General features: G+C 48.9%; 14 protein-coding genes and 1 rRNA gene. 13 read left to right on the top strand and 2 right to left on the bottom strand.

All coding sequences use genetic code 11. The features are described from left to right. Window positions 1-70: 70 nt before the first annotated feature. From CWE06_RS08680 to CWE06_RS08640, 9 genes are all read left to right on the top strand, one after another. Window positions 71-598 carry a carboxymuconolactone decarboxylase family protein gene (locus tag CWE06_RS08680; RefSeq protein WP_126793192.1) on the top strand — a complete coding sequence of 176 codons (528 nt, stop codon included), beginning with the start codon at window positions 71-73 and terminating at the stop codon, window positions 596-598. Between the two features lie 219 nt (window positions 599-817). Continuing rightward, complete coding sequence (locus CWE06_RS08675; protein WP_126793190.1) at window positions 818-1,615, top strand: undecaprenyl-diphosphate phosphatase; 798 nt, start codon at window positions 818-820, stop codon at window positions 1,613-1,615. A gap of 20 nt (window positions 1,616-1,635) precedes the next feature. Then, the gene (locus CWE06_RS08670; RefSeq protein WP_126793188.1) at window positions 1,636-2,682 is read left to right on the top strand and encodes an FAD:protein FMN transferase; all 1,047 of its coding nucleotides are present in this window, start codon (window positions 1,636-1,638) and stop codon (window positions 2,680-2,682) included. Window positions 2,683-3,017: 335 nt separating this feature from the next. Continuing rightward, window positions 3,018-3,710, top strand: coding sequence for a hypothetical protein (locus tag CWE06_RS08665; protein WP_126793186.1), 693 nt, complete (start codon window positions 3,018-3,020; stop codon window positions 3,708-3,710). 24 nt (window positions 3,711-3,734) lie between these two features. Continuing rightward, on the top strand, window positions 3,735-5,090 hold the full coding sequence (gene mgtE, locus CWE06_RS08660) for a magnesium transporter (protein WP_126793184.1): 1,356 nt from the start codon (window positions 3,735-3,737) through the stop codon (window positions 5,088-5,090). A gap of 167 nt (window positions 5,091-5,257) precedes the next feature. Further along, a complete protein-coding gene (ccoG, locus tag CWE06_RS08655; RefSeq protein ID WP_420808532.1) occupies window positions 5,258-6,661 on the top strand; it encodes a cytochrome c oxidase accessory protein CcoG in 1,404 nt (467 codons plus the stop codon). A 26-nt stretch (window positions 6,662-6,687) separates the two neighbouring features. Continuing rightward, window positions 6,688-7,695, top strand: coding sequence for a serine/threonine protein kinase (locus tag CWE06_RS08650; RefSeq protein WP_126793180.1), 1,008 nt, complete (start codon window positions 6,688-6,690; stop codon window positions 7,693-7,695). A gap of 50 nt (window positions 7,696-7,745) precedes the next feature. Beyond that, the gene (locus tag CWE06_RS08645; RefSeq protein ID WP_157981162.1) at window positions 7,746-8,369 is read left to right on the top strand and encodes a thiol:disulfide interchange protein DsbA/DsbL; all 624 of its coding nucleotides are present in this window, start codon (window positions 7,746-7,748) and stop codon (window positions 8,367-8,369) included. Between the two features lie 24 nt (window positions 8,370-8,393). Next, entirely contained in the window at window positions 8,394-9,695 is a 1,302-nt protein-coding gene (locus CWE06_RS08640; protein ID WP_126793176.1) for a mechanosensitive ion channel family protein, read from the top strand. Here the strand turns inward: CWE06_RS08640 and CWE06_RS08635 are convergent. Beyond that, complete coding sequence (locus CWE06_RS08635) at window positions 9,692-10,597, bottom strand: acyltransferase (protein WP_126793174.1); 906 nt, start codon at window positions 10,595-10,597, stop codon at window positions 9,692-9,694. The genes CWE06_RS08640 and CWE06_RS08635 overlap by 4 nt on opposite strands. A gap of 136 nt (window positions 10,598-10,733) precedes the next feature. On the opposite strand from CWE06_RS08635, the gene CWE06_RS08630 reads away from it, so the two are divergent. From CWE06_RS08630 to CWE06_RS08620, 3 genes are read left to right on the top strand one after another with little or no spacing between them, the layout of a single operon-like run. Then, window positions 10,734-11,405 (top strand): ImuA family protein, encoded by a 672-nt coding sequence (locus CWE06_RS08630; protein WP_126793172.1) that lies wholly within the window; start codon window positions 10,734-10,736, stop codon window positions 11,403-11,405. Between the two features lie 9 nt (window positions 11,406-11,414). After that, window positions 11,415-12,794, top strand: coding sequence for a Y-family DNA polymerase (locus CWE06_RS08625; RefSeq protein WP_126793170.1), 1,380 nt, complete (start codon window positions 11,415-11,417; stop codon window positions 12,792-12,794). After that, complete coding sequence (locus CWE06_RS08620) at window positions 12,794-15,913, top strand: error-prone DNA polymerase (RefSeq protein WP_126793168.1); 3,120 nt, start codon at window positions 12,794-12,796, stop codon at window positions 15,911-15,913. The genes CWE06_RS08625 and CWE06_RS08620 overlap by 1 nt, the downstream gene beginning before the upstream one ends. A gap of 29 nt (window positions 15,914-15,942) precedes the next feature. Here CWE06_RS08620 and CWE06_RS08615 read toward each other — a convergent pair whose 3' ends face one another. Beyond that, window positions 15,943-16,488 carry a gamma carbonic anhydrase family protein gene (locus CWE06_RS08615; protein WP_126793166.1) on the bottom strand — a complete coding sequence of 182 codons (546 nt, stop codon included), beginning with the start codon at window positions 16,486-16,488 and terminating at the stop codon, window positions 15,943-15,945. 629 nt (window positions 16,489-17,117) lie between these two features. On the opposite strand from CWE06_RS08615, the gene CWE06_RS08610 reads away from it, so the two are divergent. Next, window positions 17,118-17,219 (top strand): 16S ribosomal RNA (locus CWE06_RS08610); the annotation flags it as partial.

Genomic DNA, 17,219 nt, shown 5'->3' with positions numbered 1-17,219 from the left:
GCAGAACCGCAAATAAGGGCAGCGTCCGCTGCCCTTTCATTCAGCAAAAGATTTCAGTCCTGGAGGCATCATGACTATTGCAGATTACAAACAACTTCTTGGTGATCACGGTAAAGATACCAAGCTTAACCTGTCTAACCTGTTCGGTAACGTTGACTCTTCAGGTTTAACCGCAGACCAATTTTACGGTACCGCACTGTCGTTAGTTTACGCGATGGACGACAAAGAGCTGATCGCCGCGGTTGAAGCCGAAGCGGAAGGTAAGGTTGAAGCTAACGTGGTGAGCGCCGCAAAAATCGCCGCAACTCTGATGGCAATGAACAATATTTACTATCGCTTCGTTCATTTATGTTCAGACAAGCAATTTGCCAAAATGCCAGCGGGCTTGCGTATGAACGCAATGGCAAATCCAGGTGTTGAGAAAGCCGACTTCGAACTGTTTTCTCTCGCAGTTTCAGCTTTGAACGGTTGTGGTATGTGCATCGACTCGCACGTCGGTGTTCTGGTGAAACATGGCGTTTCCGCGCAAGCCATTCAAACATCAATTAAGTTAGCGGCCGTGTTAAATGCAGCACGCACCGCTCGTTCAATCGCTTAATTGTAAAGTTTTTGACTGACGTGACTGTCATTAAACTGTCACCCAGGGCAGCTAATATCTCTCCTAGTTTCCCTGGGGTGCAAATACGGTTGTTCCCCTATACAAACCGTGAGCTTAGCCCGTCATTCCCCATGACGGGCTTTTTTTTGAGTCTGGTCTCAGTCCGCCTAGATCTGTTAGACTAGCACGCCTTTTGAACAGTCAGTGAATGGACATTTAATGGATTACTTTACAGCGTTTTGGCTTGCTCTCGTGCAAGGGATTACCGAATTTTTGCCGATTTCGAGTCAGGCTCATTTGGTTTTGGCGGGCCAATGGCTCGGTGACGTCTATCAAGGCCTTGCATTTGATGTGGTGCTGCATGCCGGTTCGCTTGTCGCGGTCATCGCGTATTTCCGCCACGAAATTTTTACCATGTTGCGCGATTGGTTTGGTACTTGGCTTGGTAAAGGGGCGACAAAAGATTCAAAGCTCGGCTGGTGGGTGATTATCGGCACCATTCCTGCGGGTGTGCTCGGTATTCTATTTAAAGACTTGGCTGAAGGTGTCCTGCGTGGCGAAGTAATCATGGGGCTGGCACTGATTGTTTTTGGCCTTTTGCTCGGTTTAGCGGACTGGAAAGGTCGTGGCGACCGCGATGAATATTCGCTAGGTTTGCGCGACGTATTAATTATTGGTTTTGCCCAAGCATTGGCGTTAATTCCGGGCACCTCGCGTTCTGGTATCACCATGACGGCCGCTTTGTTTTTGGGGCTGTCACGAGACGCTGCAGCACGTTTTTCATTTTTACTTTCGATTCCGATTATTGCGGCGGCAAGTTTGCTGCTAACCTTTGACTTAGTGCGCGAAGGAACAGACATACCTTGGGATACGCTGTTAGTTGGGTTTGTCGTTGCTGCCGTGAGCACCTACGCGTGTATTCATTATTTCTTAGCGTTTATTCGCCGAATCGGCATGCAGCCATTCGTGATTTATCGATTAATCCTCGGCGGCTTGTTGTTGTGGTTCTTTCTTTAAGGTTTAGAGCAGGTAATTCAATGCGGCAAAATTTATTTCGAATTTGGTTAGGTGTTCTTACGGTCGTGGTGTTAACGGCTTGTGCACCGCGCACGCCGCCGGCACCAACGGTCCTTGAAGGTCGAATTTTTGGCACCTTTTTTGAGGTTAGCATAGGTAGACAGCATGATTTTGATCGTGATGAGGTTCAAGCTGGTGTGCTTGCGGTACTCAATGAAGTGGACCGGCAAATGTCGACGTATCGGCAAGACTCGGTGTTAACGGCAGTTAATCAAGCACCAATTGGCGAGCCAGTCGCTGTACCGCCAGAGCTTTACTATGTGTTGCGGGTGGGTTACGACATCGCCGAGCAAAGTGGCGGCGCCTTTGACTTCACCATTGGCGGGCTGGTGAATTTGTGGGGCTTTGGCCCTGAAGGCCGCGTGACGAAAGCGCCTGAACCTGCCGTATTAGAGCAACGACTGGCAGAAGTTGGCTACCGTCATATTGAACTTGATGATGCCACCCAAACGATCACTCGGCATCGCGATGTTTTTGTTGATCTTTCTGGAATAGCCAAAGGTTACGGGGTTCAGGCGGTAAGCGAATACTTACTTTCGGTTGGCATCAGTAATCATTTGGTTAATATCGGTGGTGATTTAATCGCACTTGGCGAGCGCAATACCGGTCAACCTTGGCGAATCGGCATCGAAGCTCCGAATGACTCCATGCAAGTTGTGCGTCATATTTTGCCGCTGCGTGATGTCGGCATGGTCGGTTCTGGAGACTATCGTAACTATTTTGAAGACGACGGCGTCCGATACTCCCATACCATTGACCCGACCAACGGCTACCCAATTAGCCATAAGTTAGCATCAGTCAATGTCATCGGAGCCAACTTAACCGAAATCGATGCGTTAGCAACAGTACTCTTAGTGTTAGGTGAAGAACGCGGGCTAGCCTATGCAAATGAGCATGGCATAGCTGCCTTGTTTATTTATCGAGACGGTGAGCATTTTGAAAGCGTCATGAGCGATCGCTTTCAACAGAACCATGCCTCAGAAATGCGCGTGCCGACGGTGCAATAAGTCAAAATATTGATTTTTAGCTGCTAATTTATGCTCTAAAGGCGAACAATGTGGCTATTTCGCAAGCAAAAGGGTTGACCGTAGGGCAGCCCTTTTTTAAAATTAGCACTTCATTTGTTATATGGAGAGAGTAAGTCTTGGACAGTTCACGACGACGAATTTGCCGTTCAGGTCCGTTAAAGTCCCAGTTACTCTGATCCAGTGTCACTGCGACTTTGCCGAGCTTGAGCGTCTGTGCAAAGTTGCAGTAACGAAAGATCCCTTCTATCGACTCTTTCTACTGCCCTTTTCCGTGTGTTGTTCATCACTCACTCATTCGCATGAGGAGTTGAAGTATGCGTAAAATCACACTCGGGCTTTTAAGCATCTTTTGGTTGCCATCATTGGCATTGGCGTCAACCAACATGGTTGTCGATGACGCCACAATTGTTGACCCACAAAGTTGTGAAATAGAAAGTTGGTTCGGCGACAATGGTCGTGACTCATTGTTTTATTTTGCCCCCGTCTGTCAGTTTGGTGAAAGTGGTGTTGAATTAACTTTTGCCTACGAGCGCTGGCGCCCTTACCAGCAGGCCAGTCAGAACTACCTGACGACGCAAGTGAAAACAATGCTTGGTAGTTTTGACCAACAGCGTGGTGCTGTGGCTGTGGCATTAGGCTCAACGTTCGCACTTGATTCAAACTATAGTAAGCGGGTGCCACAGTATTATGTGAATGTGCCACTCAGTTATCAATTAACCCCAAGCACGACCGTGCATGCCAATGCCGGCTTGCTACAAGACACGGTCACTAACACCACGCGTACGACATCGGGCGTGGGTATTGAACAGCAGTTTAATGCGTCAGTTTCCGGTTTTGCCGAACTTTTCCAGCAACGGGGAGACGGTGTGAACTGGCAAATTGGCACGCACTTACAGCAGCTTATACCGGGTGCAAACGTAACTTTGTCAGTTTTAAGTACCGAATTTGACTCAGGCCGTGACCATGCCGTATTCGTCGCATTTAGCTTCCGCCCGCGTGGTTGGTAAGCAAGAGCTAAAGGAGAAAAGACAATGACTTATGAAGGTTATGAACATCTCATTGATCTCGTAGCTCAAGGTGACGAGGAGATTCTAAAAGCGGCGTTGGCGGAAATCCCAGCCGCGGATATCGCCGAGTATATTGACCAAAACTTTGAAGTTTACAGCGCATTAGCATTGCTCGATAAAATGCCAAGTGATCAGCAAGCTGAAGTTTTTGGTTATTTGCGCCCGAACAATCAGGAAGAGCTTGCTAGCCATATGGAAGTTGGTGTTTTGGCGCAACTTTTCCGCGACATGTCATCGGATGAACGGGCGGACGTTTATGCGCTGTTAGACGTAAAACTTCAAGACGCTGTGATGCGTCGCTTGGCGAAACGCGAGCGTGAAGACTTGCTGCGTCTCGCAAGCTATGAAGAAGGCACCGTTGGTGCGGTTATGACCTCGGATTATGCCGCGATCCCGCTTGCTGGTACCGTCGGTGATGCACTCAAGCGGTTACGCCAGAGCGCGCCCGAAAAAGAGACAATTTATCAGACCTATGTCGTTGATAAAGATCATCGCTTACAGGGGGTGCTGTCACTGCGTGATATTCTCACCGCCGCGCCAAGCGAAACCATCGAAGAGATCATGACCCGTGACGTGGTGGTGCTGAAGCCCGACATGCCGCAGTCTGAAGCGGCGCGGATTATCAGTCGTTATGACTTAATTGCAATTCCGGTGGTGTCCGATGATGACATTCTGATCGGCATGGTCACGTTCGATGACGCCATGGACGTTGTCGAAGAGGAAGACACCGAGTCCATTCACAAATCGGCTACGGTTGGCCGCTTAGAAAGCGGTATTAAAGATGCGAGCCCGTTTATTATTTATCGGAGCCGAATTAACTGGTTGGTTTTATTGGTTTTTGCCAATATTTTCTCTGGTTTGGGCATGATGTACTTTGAAGACACCATCGCCACCAATATTGCGCTGTTGTTCTTTTTGCCCTTGTTGATTGCGTCTGGTGGTAACACGGGTGCGCAGGCGGCTACTTTGATTGTCCGGGGTATGGCAACCAATGACGTCGAGAAAAAAGACTGGTTATACATGCTAGGTAAAGAACTGCTTGTGTCAGTTGGTCTTGGCGTCACCATGGCCGCTGCTATATCCGCAGTTGCTTTCTTCCGAGTGGATCCGGTGATTATTCCAATTGTGGCCTTGAGCATGGTCTGTATTGTGTTGGTCGGTAGCCTTGTCGGGGTTTTATTACCCTTTATTTTGAAGCGAGTTGGATGGGATCCAGCAGTGGCCAGTGCGCCGTTGGTAACCACTATTGCCGATGCGGGCGGTGTTCTTATTTACTTTGGCATTGCCGCGTCGTTTTTAACCCTAACGCCACCAGCCTAATAATTGATCCAGATCGCCACACCACCCTGCTATTTCCCGAGAATGGGCGTATAATCGAACCATTCTCGGGTTTTCCTTTTTAGATGGCAGGATTCAACGTGGTTGATACGAAGAACGGCTCTCAATCCCCTCAAAACGAAACGTCGTCCGAGCATCACGCTCAACCGATAACGGTCCAAAAAGCACCACCAAAGAAATCGGTGCATATTCAAAAACCGGATATTAGCAAACCACCTGGGAAGAATCATATCTATGTGCGCGAGGCCGAGGGTAAAGTCGAAACCACTCGACGCGTGCTTGGGTTTGCGCTCATGGCGCTGTTCGTGGTTTTACCGTGGCTGACATGGAACGGTGAGCAAGCCATTTTATTTAATATTATGGAGCAGCGTTTCCGTATCTTCGGCATGACACTGTGGCCACAAGACTTCACGATTCTGGCGTGGATTTTCATGATCTCGGCATTTGCGCTGTTTCTTGTGACCACACTGTTTGGCCGAGTTTGGTGCGGATTCACCTGCCCGCAAACCACGTGGACGTTTATATTCATGTGGTTCGAGCGCAAAATTGAAGGCGGTCGCCATCAGCGGATGAAGCTTGACGAACGGCCGATGGATGCTGACAAGTTTCTGCGTAAATTTGCCAAACATGCCATTTGGATTGTCGTGGCGTTGTTAACAGCAATGACTTTTGTTGGTTATTTCACCGATATTCGCGCCCTATTTACCGATTTTTGGCTGCTAAATTCGAGCGCTTGGGCAACCGGTAGCGTGCTTTTCTTTACTTTCGCAACTTATGGTAATGCGGGTTGGATGCGCGAAGTCATGTGTACCCACATGTGCCCGTATGCTCGCTTCCAGTCGGCGATGTTCGACAAAGACACTTACATCGTGGCCTACAATGAAGAGCGCGGAGAGCCTCGTGGCCCGCGCAAGCGTAAAGTTGACCCCGCCTCTATTGGTAAGGGTGACTGCATCGATTGCAACTTGTGTGTGCAAGTGTGTCCGACCGGTATCGATATTCGCAATGGCTTGCAGTATGAATGTATTAACTGCGGTGCTTGTGTGGATGCCTGTAACGACGTCATGGATAAAATGGGCTACCCGAAACAACTGATTAGCTTTACCACCCAACGTCGGTTAGAAGGCGGCCAAACCAAGGTTTTCCGGTTGAAAAGTGTCGGTTACGGGACTGCCCTGATTGTGCTTTCGGCCTTGTTAGTACTCGATATTATTCTGCGCATTCCGCTCGAGTTTGATGTCATTCGCGACCGCAATACTTTGTACCGAGTGAATGCGGAAGGCTGGGTTGAGAACGTGTACACTTTGCGCATAAGTAACAAGTCGCAAGAACCGCAAACCTTTACGATTTCGGCACGCGGTATTGAGGACATTCAGTGGTATGGCCCACATCAAATCGAACTAGCGCCTGAGTCAACCGAGAGTATGCCTATTACGCTCGCAGTAGACCCCTATTTCATGGATATTCCCATGAAAGAAGTCACCTTTGAAATTATTGCGGACAGTGACGAGCGAATTTCTCGCCGGGTGAAGAGTAACTTTATTTATCGTTAATTCAGCCGAGAAGCCAAGGAGCAGTGGTGGCAGATTTTAGTTTTCAGGACTTAACGCCCAATCATATCTTAGATGCGATTGAAGCTGCGGGGTTGTATCCAACGTCAGGTTTGCTGGCGTTAAATAGTTACGAGAATCGGGTGTATCAGTTTTTAGCTGAAGACCAAACGGGGAAAAGTGCTCGCTATGTGGCGAAGTTTTACCGCCCTGGGCGTTGGTCGACAGCTGCGATACTGGAAGAACACGAATTCACCGCTGATTTAGCGGCCGCTGAGATTCCGGTGGTCTGTCCGCTTGCGGTGCCTATCGAGCAGCCGCAATCAACGCTGTTCACTGCCGGCGGCTATCGCTTTGCTTTATTTCCAAGCGTTGGTGGTCGTGCGCTTGAGCCCGAACAGTGGGAACAACTTGAAGATCTTGGTCGCCACCTTGGCCGCTTACATCAAGTTGGTAAGGCAAAGCCATTTCAGCACCGTCCCATGCTCGTTTCTGCCGATCTGCTCCGCGAGCATCAACGTACCTTGTTGAGCTGTCCGTTGTTGCCAGAAAGCTTACAGTCGGCTTTCGTAGCTATTTTGCAGCCCGTGGTCGAACGTATTTTGCAGATTAACTGGTCACAGTATCAGCATATTCGGTTGCACGGTGATTGCCACATAGGCAATTTATTGTGGAGCGACCAGGGTTTAACCTTGGTTGATTTTGATGATTGCCGCCAAGGGCCTGCAATTCAAGACTTATGGATGATGCTCTCAGGGGATCGCTTTCAGCAAGAAGCACAACTCGATACCTTGTTGTCAGGTTATGAAGAGTTTTGTGATTTTGACCCCAAAGAACTGGCTCTGATTGAACCTTTACGCGCATTTCGAATCATTCAATACATGGCGTGGTTGGCCGTGCGTTGGAGCGACCCAGCCTTCCCTCGCAGTTTTGGGTGGTTTGCTGAGCCGCGCTACTGGGAGCAGCAAATATTAGCCTTGAAAGAACAACTCGCGGCTTTTGCTGAACCGCCACTAAACTTGCAGTCCGGCCTTTAATGGCGGCATAATCAAAGACAATGTAACGAATTAATTTTAGGATGTTAAACATGAAAAAGTGGTTAATTGCGCTCGCAAGCGCAGCAGTCATGGCGTTTTCTCCGGTGTCCGCGCAAAACTTCCAAGAAGGCGTGCATTACCGTGTTATCGGCGACACCCCAAGTAGTTCCCCCGAGATAATCGATTTCTTCTCGTTATATTGTAATGCGTGTTATCACTTTGCCGGTTTCAGTGACATGCTCAAAGCTGAGTTTGGTGACGCGTTTAAAAAGCACCACGTCAACTCAGTCGTGCCGAATGCAACCATGCGCGACAATATTCAGCGTATCCATGCTACTTCTATTGTGCTTGGTATTGAGGAACAGTTCGTTGAGCGTGTTTTCCAACGTCACTTTGTGCGTAATAGCTTTGTGAATACAGTCGCTGACGCCAAGCAAATCATGTTGGACTTAGGAGTTGAAGAAGCTGCGTTTGACCGCGCGTTCAACAGCTTTGCGGTGACTAGCTTGAGTAACCGTATGCGGGCGTTACAGCAACAATTTGGTGTCAGTGCGACGCCAACATACGTGGTCAATCGCAAATATCAAATGTTGCAGTCTGGGTTTCAAAACTCGAGCAATTTCTATGAAGAGTACATGGCACTCGCTAAATATTTGATGGCGAAAAAAGACTAAAGCTCGGCGACCAAGGAGCGATCAATGGATGAGTTAACGACGTATTGGCAATCAGCGTCATCTTGGTTAGAACAGCACCCACAGCTGCATATGGCTGTGGGTTTGTTTATTCTACTCACGCTTGCTTGGTTGAGTAATGCGGTGGTCAAACGGATGTTGGTGCGTGCGCTCATGCGCGCTTTGCGTGCGACCCCCGCAGGACGTGACGAAACCTTAGCGAATTCGACGGTTATCGCGCGTTTAGCGAATGTCATTCCGGCATTAGTGCTTTCCACAGGGATTGTATTTGTACCGCAAGTGCCAGAAATCTTAGTGGCAATTATTCAAAACGTTGCCAATGCTTTCGTGATTCTCACCGTGGCATTAGCCATAAACGGTGCTTTGACAGTCGTTAACACCATCTATGAACGGCGTCCAGATTCTCACTTGAAGCCGATCAAAGGCTATATTCAAGTTATTAAGATTTTGATTTATGCGGTCACCGCAATCCTGATTATTGCCACCTTGATTGATCGCTCGCCAGTGATTCTGCTCTCTGGTTTAGGCGCCATGGCTGCGGTTGTCATGTTGGTGTTCCAAGACACCTTGCTGTCTCTCGTTGCGAGCATGCAAATTTCATCGAACGACATTGTCCGAGTCGGCGACTGGGTTGAAATGCCGGCGTTGAATGCCGATGGTGATGTGATTGATATCGCGTTACACACGGTGAAAGTGCAAAACTGGGACAAAACCATCACGACAATCCCGACCCGGCGGTTTATTACCGACTCGTTTAAAAACTGGCGAGGTATGCAGGAGTCGGGCGGTCGGCGGATTATTCGTAACCTGCTGTTAGACCAGCAAAGTATCGGCTTTCTCACCGACAAAGAAAAAGAGCACCTGAAATCATTCCGTTTGTTGCGCGATTACTTGAAAGAAAAACAGCAGGAAATAGATGAATGGAATTCAGAGTTGCGGGATGACGGTAAGGAGCCGGTGAATACGCGTCGAATTACCAATATTGGGACGTTCCGGGCTTATGTGCTGAATTACTTAAAAAACCATCCGGGTATTCATCAACAAATGACCATGATGGTACGCCAACTTGCGCCAACACCAGACGGGCTGCCTCTGCAAGTCTATGGGTTTACCAATACGACGGCTTGGGTGGAATACGAAGGTATTCAGTCAGACATTTTTGACCACTTGTATTCTATTATTCCGGAGTTCGGCTTGCGGGTTTACCAGCACCCAAGTGGCGTTGATGTCCGCGAACTGAAGAGCGTACTAGCCTCGCCAGAACACGCTTTAAAAGAGGAAGTACGACCTAAGTCAACCGACGATTAACGCGCCCGGTTTAAATAGTCCTCAATACGCTGGTCCTTCATGGACCAGCGTTCATTTAGCCAGTCTTGAAAGTGCTCCCGAAACGCGGGGTCATTAAAGTAATCACCACGTAGGTCTGGCGTGACCGGTATGCGGTCAATATGCACGTACACTTCTGTTAGTTCACCACGCAATAACGGCCCAACAATTGCGTCACCCGCCTTGTATCCAGGGTAAACCATAGTGACATCGAGAATTTCTTGGAATTGCTCACCCATGGCTTGCAGCGTAAATGAAGTACCACCGGCTTTCGGTGGTAACAAATGACGATAGGGGCTCTGTTTTTTCGCATGCTTTGCAGGCGTTAAGCGAGTGCCTTCACAAAAGTTAATGACCGTTGTTGGAATGTGTCGAAACTTCTCACACTTTTCACGCGTGGTGGCAATATCTTTGCCTTGTAACTCTGGGCGCTTGGCAATTTGTTCTTTGCTGTAGCGCTTCATAAATGGCATGTCGAGTACCCAGCAACCGATGCCAACCACAGGTACCCAGAACAATTCCTGTTTTAGGAAGAAGCGTGGCATTGGCAAGTTAGAGCGTGATAGATGCATCATGACCAAGATATCAACCCAGCTTAAGTGGTTGCTCATGATCAAATACCAACCGTCGGGGTTATTCGGTAAGTCACCTTCAACTTGCCATTTGACCGGGTAGCTCAAGCGAAACATAAAGGACATAGCATACGCCCAGCCACGAAATACGGTGTTTGCGACTCGAGAAACAAAGCGCTGGGAGGCGGGAATGGGAATCAGGAACTTAAAAAGCCCAAGTATAATGATTGTTAAACCAATGAATAAAGTCGACAGACCAGCCCAGAGGAAGCTGATCACGAGTTTAATAGGGGCTGGCAAAAATCGTAGCATGGGTCATTATCTCCGCCGATCTTGTTATTTTTTCCAATCATACCGCAACTTAGAGCGAACTACAGAATACCTTGCAAAGAAAATAAAATCGCATACACTATACTGTACAAACATACAGTATTCTTGAGGTGGTTTTATGTCGGCTCCGCTCCAGCAATTGCTCGAAAAAGGCTCGCTTTGGCGAGGGCACAAAGGCGCAGCTAATGCCAATGCGAGAGAATCTCTTGCCTATGTGAGCACTGGCCAAGTAGAGCTAGATCAAGCGTTAGGTGGCGGCTGGTTACCGCAGCGACTGCATGAAATACAGCTACAGCAGTTTTTTGTTGGTGAGCTAGCGCTAGTCGCTCCTGCTATGGTGCAGGCAACTCAACAGCAGCGTTCGATATTTTGGCTAGCACCGCCAGCGCAGCCCTATGCGCCGGCGTTAGCTCAGCTAGCAGAAGCTTCGGTCATGGCGCAAGCACAGCATATTGTCCTGCGCCCGCAGCGAGTGACCGACACCTTGTGGTCTGCAGAAACTATCTTGCATAGCGGTCAAGCGGGAGTATTAATGGTTTGGCTCGAAGAACCGTCCGCGATTGCCATTCGGCGCTTACATTTAGCAGCTGCAGCAAGCCAAGCCTATGTTTTTGTGTTTAGCCCTTGGCAGCCGGAAGAAGCGCGTAGTTACGCAACGCGGTTACGTATTCATCTTAGCCAAGACAGCGTAAGCGGTTATGGTCAAGTGCAATGGCAATTACTTAAGCGTATGGGCGGATGGCCTCTACGCTTGGCTCGACAGCCATTACCAAAGTGGCCTAGCAAGTGAGGCGTGTGCATGTGGTTGTATGTTGCCCTACCTCACTTGCAGCTCGAGCGCATGCAAGTTTTACACCCTGACTTACAAGGTCAGCCGGCAGTCTTATATACCGAACAGCAACAAATGGTCGTGCAGTTCAATCAAACGGCGCAACGGCAAGGTATTCGTGTTGGCATGAACCTAGCCGACGCTTGGACGTTGACCGAGAATCTTCAACCCTATCTCTATCGGGAATCGCAACAACGCGCTTTGTTGCAGCATTTGGCAAGCGATCTCTATCACGCTTTTGCAGTTATTAGCCTCGACCCGCCGCTTGGTTTATGGTTAGACACCAAGCCAATGCAGAAACTCTATCCGCAATTACAGCACAGCCTTACCCAGTTGGAATTACAGTTGCAGCCTTGGCAGGTTAGTTACACCTTAGGTGCCGCAAAAACCCCCTTGTTAGCGAAGATGCTAGCGCAGTCAGGCATGCAGCAGTCGCCCGATATTCCAGTCGATTATTTGCCGTGCTCGCCAGAGCTACAAAAAAAACTCCGGCGTATGGGTATTCAAACGCTCGGTGCTTTACAAGCAATTCCACGCGCGCTTGCCGGTCGGCGTTTAGGTCACGAGCTGGTGCAGTTATTAGCGCGGATTCAAGGCGAACAACCAGAGTCTTTACGTTATTTTCGACCGCCAGAATGGTTTACCCAGCGTTTACCCTTGTTGGCCGAAGCAACTAGTTGGCAAGCGCTCAGCTTTCCGCTGAAACGCTTACTGCAAGAGTTGGAGCATTTCCTTGAAAGTCGCCAACAGCAAACGCGTCAGCTGTTATTGAGCTTCTATCACCGCGATGGCAGTGTGAGTAAGCTGCAGGTTGGTTTAGCGCATGGCGGCTACCAAGCGGAAGCGCTCTTGCGGTTATGCCAGTTGAAAATGGAGTCGACGCAGTTTTTAGCGCCGGTTCTGGACATTGGTTTGCAAGCCAAGCAACTCCAAGGCCGCCAGCATGAGTCGCGAGATTTATTACAAGGGCCGAGCCAAGCGCAGAAATCACTTGCGCAGCTACTGAACGAATTACAGCTGCGGCTCGGTCGTCAGCAAGTCTTTGGTTTGCAAACCGCAGCAGAAGCCTTCCCTGATTTAAGTTGGCAGCTTGCTCCAGCTGGCGCTGAGTTAGGACGAACAGAGTTAATTAAGCGCCCACCTTGGTTACTCGAACAGTCCTGCCCAGTCGACATTCGGCAGTGGCAATTAACGCGCGGGCCAGAACGTTTTGCGACACCTTGGTGGTTGCGTACTTATGGCGGCGCAACGCGAGACTATTGGCAAGCCCTGCATCAAGACGGTCGCAATGGTTGGTTGTTTTACGACTACCGTCAGCAACACTGGTATTTACAAGGGTGGTTCAACTAATGGCCTATGCCGAACTCCACTGTTTGAGCCACTATAGTTTTCTGCGTGCTGCGTCGTCTCCAGCGGAGCTCGTTGCGCAAGCGGCTGCTTTAGGTTATCGGGCGTTGGCGATTACTGATGAATGCTCATTAGCCGGTGTGGTGAAGGCTTGGAAAGCTTCGCAAGAGCATTCAGTGCAAGTGATTTGCGGGAGTGAATTTCACTGTACCGAGTTCGGGTTATTTGTCGTGTTGGTGATGAATCGTCGGGGCTACGCACAGTTATCTAGTTTAATTAGCACTTGTCGTCGCGCAGCAGAAAAAGGACATTATCAGTTTTCCGCTCAGCAGCTGTTAGAACAACCGTTAACCGATTGCTTGTTGCTGTGGCAGCCGTCAGAACTTGGTTGCCAAACTGCAGCCAAACAATTGGCCGAGCAATTAGCGACGACCTTCCCTAATCGACATTGGTTATTGGCCCACCGTTACTTACAGGCGGCCGACGCCAAGTCTTTAAGGTATTTACGCCAGTGCGTGCAGGACTATCAATGGCCTATTGTTGCGGCCGGTGGTGTGCGTATGCACCACGCTGATCGTTTACCTTTATTGCATGTGCTACAAGCGACTTACCATCACCAAACGGTGCAAAACCTTGGTTGGCAACGTTTAGCAAACGCCGAGCAAAGGCTGCGGACGTGTTCCGAGCTTGCCCAGTTATTTCCAGCGGAATGGTTGGCAGAAACAGAGAAAATCGCCAAGCATTGTCACTTCCAATTGCAGGAGTTGCGTTATGAATATCCATCGGAAGTTGTTCCTGCAGGCTTTACACCTGATGGTTATTTGCAACAGCTAGGTCTACAAGGCTTGCGTTGGCGTTACCCGGAAGGTGCGCCGAAAGCGGTGCGCGAACAATTAATGCGAGAGCTAGCGTTAGTTGCAGAATTAAACTTTGCGCACTTCTTTCTTACGATTTACGACATCGTTGTTTTCGCTCGCCAACAAGGCATTCTGCACCAAGGCCGAGGGTCTGCGGCAAACTCTGTGTTGTGCTATTGCTTAGGCATTACTGCGGTTAACCCAGCGCAGTCGCAATTGCTATTCGAGCGGTTTATTTCACGTGAGCGGAATGAACCACCGGACATCGATGTCGACTTTGAGCATGAGCGCCGCGAAGAAGTCATACAATATATCTACCAAAAATATGGTCGTCATCGTGCAGCTCTTGCAGCGACAGTCATTACCTATCGGTTGCGCAGTGCATTGCGCGACGTCGGTAAAGCCCTGGGTTTTGCCGACGCTCAGATTCAGCAATGGATTCACCGTCTGGATCGCCGTGATAGTGAAGACGGTTGGCAAGCGCAGCTGCAACAGATGGGTCTGATGAATCATCCATTAGGAACGCAGTTACTCGTATTAACTGAACAAATACTGGGCTTTCCCCGCCACTTATCCCAACACGTGGGTGGCTTTGTTATTGCTAAAGACGAGCTGAGTAACTTAGTTCCGATCGAAAATGCGAGTATGCCAGAGCGAACGGTTATTCAATGGGACAAAGATGACATTGAAGCTTTATGCTTGTTGAAGGTTGATGTGCTGGCGCTAGGCATGTTAACGGCAATTCGAAAAACGCTCGACTTGCTCCCGACTTTCTATCAACAAAGCCATACTTTAGCTAGCATTCCGCAAGATGACCCGGAAGTTTATCGCATGCTACAAAAAGCCGATTCGGTTGGGGTCTTTCAAATTGAGTCGCGAGCGCAAATGAATATGCTACCGCGTTTGAAGCCGCGTTGTTTTTATGACCTAGTCATTCAAATTGCTATTGTGCGCCCAGGGCCAATTCAAGGCGACATGGTACATCCTTATTTACGGCGGCGAGCCGGCGTTGAAGCGATTGACTACCCTAGCCTTGAAGTGGCTGACGTACTAAAGCGCACTCTTGGCGTACCGATCTTCCAAGAGCAAGTGATTAAGCTGGCGATGGTCGCTGCCGGTTTTAGTGGTGGTGAAGCTGATTCCCTGCGCCGCGCCATGGCGTCGTGGCGCAGTAAAGGCACATTAATGAAGTTTGAAACCAAGCTCATTAGTGGCATGCTCGAACGCGGCTATACCCAAGAATTTGCGGAACGCCTTTTTGCCCAAATTTGTGGCTTTGGTGAATATGGTTTTCCTGAATCCCACGCTGCCAGCTTCGCAAATTTGGCGTATGTGTCTTCGTGGTTAAAACGCCATTGCCCTGCTGCATTCTATGTTGGCCTACTGAATAGCCAGCCCATGGGCTTCTATTCACCATCGCAATTAGTCCAAGACGCCCGCCGTCATCACGTGCAAGTGCTGCCCGTTTGTATTAATTCCAGTAGTTGGGATCACCAATTGGTGGCATGTGAGAGTGGTGAGCCGGCCATTCGTTTAGGTTTTCGACTGATCAAAGGTTTACAGCAGCGCGAGCTAGACAGTTTTGTGCGGTTGCGCCCACCAACGGGGTTTTCAGACTTTGGTGATTTCGATCAGCGCGTGTCAGCTCAACAACTCAGCTTTGCTGCCCGAGAAGCGCTCGCAAGTGCTAATGCATTCGCTGAACTTGCGGGTAATCGTTATCAAACTCGTTGGAACTTAACGCACTTAAGTAGCCAATCAGGCCAGAAGAATCATCAAGACGAGCAATTACCCTTACTCAGTGTCCAGCAGGCTCCCGCTAATGATTATGAATTACCTGCGCCGGATCCCATGGCAAATATGCAAGAAGATTATCAAGCATTGGGGCTCACACTGGGTCAGCATCCGGTGGCGTTATTACAAGAGGCAGGAAAATTACCAAAGCATTACAAGGCGGCGGAGTTAGGTTATGTACGACACCAGCAGTTGGTTACTGTCGTTGGGTTAGTGACCAATCGGCAACGGCCAGGTACGGCAAGTGGCGTGACCTTCCTTTCGCTTGAAGACGATACCGGTACCGTCAATGTGGTGCTGTGGCAGGATCTTGCTCGGCAACAACGGCAGCAGTGGCTAAAATCGCGCTTACTAAGAGTACGAGGAGTTGTAGAGATTGCCGGTGAGGTAATTCACGTGATTGCAAAAGATCTCCAAGACTTAACGGCTGAGTTACCGGTTAGTCGTTTGCAATCACGCGATTTTCATTAGCGCGGTATTAGTTCGACATGCACTAAACATTAAAGCTCAGCGAGGTAGTCGTTTTTCAACAGCACATAGTTGGCCGCTGACTTGACTAAGAAAGAACGCTCTTCCTCGGTTAACGGACGAGTCTTTTTAACCGGACTGCCAACATAAAGAAAGCCACTCTCTAAACGTTTACCTGGAGGGACAAGAGAACCGCCACCGATAATCACATCATCCTCTACCACAGCGCCGTCCATAATAACCGCCGACATACCGATAAGAATCCGATTGCCCACCGTGCAGCCGTGCAGCATCACTTGATGGCCGACGGTCACATCGTCTCCTATAGAAAGAGGAAAGCCTGTTGGGTCATCCGGCCCTGTACGCGTGACATGGAGAATCGTACCGTCTTGTACATTGGTACGCGCACCAATCCGAATGTGATTCACATCACCACGTGCTGCGACTAATGGCCAAATACTCGAGTCCTCGCCAATTTCTATGTCGCCAACGATCACGGCAGACGGATCAACATATACCCCAGTCGCTAAAACAGGGTATTTACCTTTGAAGGGACGGCCTTGGTTAGGTTTTGCCATACGAAGTACCTCTTTAAATCGCGATGCCTTTCTAGGTAAAGGCGTTAAAATATACATATTAAGACTAATCTTACGCCAACTTGGACGATTTTTCTGCGGTTGATGCGAAAAACTAAGAAAAGTTGCAAAAAGTACTTGCTGAAATTATTTTGAGCCCTATAATTCGCACCACTTCCACGGCAGCAGCAACAAGCGCTAAGCAAGTTAAGCAGCAAAGGAAGCGAGGTTAGCAGAAAGGTAAAGTTATAGAAACAGAGCCTTTAGCTAAAATCGAAAGTTAAGACTCCATAAAGAGGCCTTAACCTTCTGATAACAACCTCGGATGGCAACAGTAAGCTTAGAAAAACAAAAAACTTTTCGAAAGCGGTTGACATCAAAAATGAGGCGTGTAGAATGCGCGTCCTCGCTTCGGGAAACGAAGCAAAACGTTCTTTAACAATATATCAAGCCAAGCAATCTGTGTGGGCACTTGCATCAGAACTGCATCGACCAAAAGCTACTTCGGTAGCGACTACTTCGGTAGTAAAATGGTTCAGCACTTTTGAAAGCAGGTAGCTTATATAAGTAACCAAAAATTCGATTGAGTTGAGCCGGATTCTTAGATGAATCCAACTTTGCATCAAAATCTTAAATTGAAGAGTTTGATCATGGCTCAGATTGAACGCTGGCGGCAGGCCTAACACATGCAAGTCGAGCGGTAACATTTCTAGCTTGCTAGAAGATGACGAGCG

The sequence above is a fragment of the Aliidiomarina haloalkalitolerans genome (genome assembly GCF_003987315.1).
Taxonomy (GTDB): domain Bacteria; phylum Pseudomonadota; class Gammaproteobacteria; order Enterobacterales; family Alteromonadaceae; genus Aliidiomarina; species Aliidiomarina haloalkalitolerans.
The sequence above is the reverse complement of the archived record's forward strand: the minus strand, read 5'-3'. Positions and strand labels throughout refer to the sequence as shown.

Coding starts and splice junctions, on each gene's coding strand:
- CWE06_RS08680 (WP_126793192.1), top strand. CDS start 71: ATGACTATTGCAGATTACAAACAACTTCTTGGTGATCACGGTAAAGAT.
- CWE06_RS08675 (WP_126793190.1), top strand. CDS start 818: ATGGATTACTTTACAGCGTTTTGGCTTGCTCTCGTGCAAGGGATTACC.
- CWE06_RS08670 (WP_126793188.1), top strand. CDS start 1,636: ATGCGGCAAAATTTATTTCGAATTTGGTTAGGTGTTCTTACGGTCGTG.
- CWE06_RS08665 (WP_126793186.1), top strand. CDS start 3,018: ATGCGTAAAATCACACTCGGGCTTTTAAGCATCTTTTGGTTGCCATCA.
- mgtE (WP_126793184.1), top strand. CDS start 3,735: ATGACTTATGAAGGTTATGAACATCTCATTGATCTCGTAGCTCAAGGT.
- CWE06_RS08645 (WP_157981162.1), top strand. CDS start 7,746: ATGAAAAAGTGGTTAATTGCGCTCGCAAGCGCAGCAGTCATGGCGTTT.
- CWE06_RS08640 (WP_126793176.1), top strand. CDS start 8,394: ATGGATGAGTTAACGACGTATTGGCAATCAGCGTCATCTTGGTTAGAA.
- CWE06_RS08635 (WP_126793174.1), bottom strand. CDS start 10,597: ATGCTACGATTTTTGCCAGCCCCTATTAAACTCGTGATCAGCTTCCTC.
- CWE06_RS08630 (WP_126793172.1), top strand. CDS start 10,734: ATGTCGGCTCCGCTCCAGCAATTGCTCGAAAAAGGCTCGCTTTGGCGA.
- CWE06_RS08625 (WP_126793170.1), top strand. CDS start 11,415: ATGTGGTTGTATGTTGCCCTACCTCACTTGCAGCTCGAGCGCATGCAA.
- CWE06_RS08620 (WP_126793168.1), top strand. CDS start 12,794: ATGGCCTATGCCGAACTCCACTGTTTGAGCCACTATAGTTTTCTGCGT.
- CWE06_RS08615 (WP_126793166.1), bottom strand. CDS start 16,488: ATGGCAAAACCTAACCAAGGCCGTCCCTTCAAAGGTAAATACCCTGTT.